Origin of the sequence: Advenella sp. (genome assembly GCF_052108595.1) — a bacterium.
Taxonomy (GTDB): Bacteria; Pseudomonadota; Gammaproteobacteria; order Burkholderiales; family Burkholderiaceae_B; genus Advenella.
Genome location: NZ_JBQEAU010000199.1, coordinates 1 through 2981, shown reverse-complemented (window position 1 = coordinate 2981; position 2981 = coordinate 1). Strand labels below are relative to the sequence as shown.

Sequence of the window (2981 nt, the reverse complement as noted above, 5' to 3'; positions counted from 1 at the left end):
CTTGCTGCAGAATGACTTATGTTGTGCGTTTGCGCCAGGCTAAGCAGCATTTTTACGTGGCGCAGCCGCAGCCGATGTGTCCAATCCATGATAGGGCCCAGGTATATTGTTTTTTATATGAATGATAATAATATTTCATTTTAAATTATATGCCTGTACATCCATAATGGGTGGAAACCGGGCAATAGAAGGAGACAACCATGACGACAAAAAAAACCCAGAACGCCATTATTGTGGGTGGCGGCATCGGTGGCCTTGCAGCCGCGTTGGCCCTGACCCGCCAAGGTATTCAGGTGCAGTTGCTGGAGCAGGCTTCACAGATTGGTGAAATCGGCGCCGGCATCCAATTGGGGCCCAATGCCTTTTCCGCGCTTGATGCACTGGGTGTGGGCGAAGCGGCCAGGCAATGCGCCGTATTTACCGATCACATCATTATGATGGACGCCGTCGACAATACCGAGGTTTTGCGTGTCCAGACTGGTCAGCAGTTCCGAGAGCGTTTCAACGGCCCCTATGCGGTAATTCACCGGGCTGACATCCACGGCGCCATTCTGAACGGGGTACGCAACGATCCGCTGATCTCGTTTCAAACATCCACGCAAATCAAGACCTTTACCCAGACAGATCAATACGCCCAGGTGACGGACACGGCGGGCAACGTTTTCCGGGCAGATGTCGTTATCGGCTGTGATGGCGTTAAATCCGTGGTGCGTGATCACCTTATTGGTGACGCCACTCGTGTGACCGGCCATGTGGTGTACCGTGCTGTAGTAGACAAAGAAAACATGCCGGACGACTTGCGTATCAATGCGCCGGTACTCTGGGCGGGGCCCCGGTGTCACCTCGTGCACTACCCATTACGTGGCGGCGAGCAATACAATCTGGTCGTCACCTTTCACAGTCGACAACAGGAACAATGGGGTGCGCGCGACGGTAGCCAGCAAGAAGTGCTTTCCTATTTCGAAGGCATACATGAACGCCCCAGGCAGTTACTCGATCTGCCAAACTCCTGGCGCCGCTGGGCTACTGCGGACCGCGAGCCGGTCCAGCACTGGAGCGTTGGTCGCGCAACCCTTTTGGGCGATGCGGCACACCCCATGTCGCAATACATGGCTCAGGGCGCGTGCATGGCACTTGAAGACGCCGTCACACTCGGCTTGTCCATTGAGCAATGCCGCGGGGATTTGCCTGCCGCTTTCACGCTTTATGAGTCGTTGCGCATACCGCGCAGTGCCCGTGTCGTGTGGTCCACGCGCGAGATGGGACGGATCTATCATGCGGCAGGTGTAGAGCGTGCTGTTCGAAACTCGCTTTGGAAAGACACGCCACAATCTCGCTTCTATGACAACCTGCAGTGGTTATACGGATGGAATGCACAAAACTGCATGCAAGGCTATCGGCTTTGACGGCCACCTTCAACAAATAAATATATTCCAGGAGACACACCATGTTTTTTCGCAAACGCCGTACCCTGATGGCAGGTGCGCTTGCTCTCAGTTGCCTGGCCAGCACTGCATGGGCGCAGGCATCCGATTATCCTCAAAAAACCGTGACGTTGTACACCGCCTTCTCCATTGGCAGCGGCCCTGACGTGGTGCTGCGCATCCTGAGCCAGGCGCTTGGCAAGAAGTGGAAGCAGCCGGTGGTGGTCGAAAACCGCCCCGGCGGTGGCGGCTTCATTGCATTGGAGGCGGTAAGTAAACGGGCGCCTGACGGCTATTCCCTGCTACAACTGGATAGCGAGCATATTGCGGCGCTCCCGCATTTATACAAGACCCGTCACTACTTCCCGCTGGAGAAATTTGACCTGGTCGCGCCCTTGTTTTACACACCGTTTATGATCGCAGTCAGTGAAAAATCTCCCTGGAAAAATCTGACCGAGCTGATCGACGCGGCTAAAAAAAACCCCGACAGCGTCACTTATGGGTCCTGGTTTGTCGGCAGTCCTGGCCATCTGGGCGGGCAATGGCTGGGCTCGCTGACAAATACCAAAATGCTGCACATTCCCTACAAGGAAGTAAGCCAGCTGTACACCGCGGTAGCCAATGCAGAAGTGGACTGGGCGTTTGGCACCATCCCGTCCACACGGCCGGTGTACGACAGCGGCAAACTGCGCTACCTGGCCATTGCCGCTCCCGAACGGCACAGTCTGTATCCCGATGTGCCCACCGTGGCACAAGCCGGTGGTCCTGGCGAGCTGGACGTCAATTCGATCGTATCGCTTGTCGCACCCAAAGGTATTCCTGTAGAAATACGTGACAAGATCCATGCTGATATTTCAGACATCCTGCGTGATCCCCAGGTACGCAAGCGTTTTGATTCCTTTGCCTTCGAGCCGTTGAACTGGACCTTGACCCAATTGCGCGAACGCCTTGATCAAAAATCGGCCACGTATAAAGACCTGATAGACAGCGCCAACATCAGTTTGGATTAAAAAACATAGGAACCATTGCCATGAGCGTGATTAATGCCATTCCCTCGCCTGTCCGGTTAACCGCCGTCGCGTCCCCGGGTCAACCGGAGCCGACACCAGAACTGGAACAGCTATACCGCGGTTTTGAGCGCGAGATGCTGGTGCCGCTGTGGACAGAAATTGGTGATCTGATGCCGATGCATCCAAAAAGCAAGGCCAGCGCCCACGTGTGGCGTTGGGACCGGCTGGTGCAATTGGCCGACGAAGCAGGCCGTATTGTACCGGTAGGCCGCGGCGGGGAGCGCCGTGCCATTGCGCTGGCCAACCCCGCGCTTGGCGGGCGCCCCTTTGCCACACCCACCCTTTGGGCCGCCATTCAGTATCTGATGCCTGGCGAAGATGCGCCAGAACATCGCCATACCCAGCACGCCTTTCGGTTCATCGTAGAGGGCGAAGGTGTCTGGACCGTAGTCAATGGCGATTCCGTGCGCATGTCGCGTGGCGATTTTCTGCCCCAAGGCGGCTGGAACTGGCATGCCCACCATAACGCGTCGATCGAGCCAATGGC

At 56.1% G+C, this 2981-nt stretch carries 3 protein-coding genes; all 3 read left to right on the top strand.

Annotated features, from left to right (window positions below; genetic code table 11):
• Positions 1-200: 200 nt before the first annotated feature.
• Positions 201-1406, top strand: a complete 1206-nt coding sequence (locus ACTIKR_RS20575) for a 3-hydroxybenzoate 6-monooxygenase (RefSeq protein ID WP_193089403.1) — start codon at positions 201-203, stop codon at positions 1404-1406.
• 41 nt (positions 1407-1447) lie between these two features.
• Positions 1448-2434, top strand: coding sequence for a Bug family tripartite tricarboxylate transporter substrate binding protein (locus tag ACTIKR_RS20570; protein WP_442328904.1), 987 nt, complete (start codon positions 1448-1450; stop codon positions 2432-2434).
• A gap of 20 nt (positions 2435-2454) precedes the next feature.
• Positions 2455-2981 (top strand): cupin domain-containing protein (locus tag ACTIKR_RS20565; RefSeq protein WP_442328903.1); only part of this gene is annotated, 527 nt, incomplete at its 3' end.

Bases quoted from the DNA above. Each gene is read 5' to 3' on its own strand.
- ACTIKR_RS20575 (WP_193089403.1), top strand. From the start codon at position 201: ATGACGACAAAAAAAACCCAGAACGCCATTATTGTGGGTGGCGGCATC.
- ACTIKR_RS20570 (WP_442328904.1), top strand. From the start codon at position 1,448: ATGTTTTTTCGCAAACGCCGTACCCTGATGGCAGGTGCGCTTGCTCTC.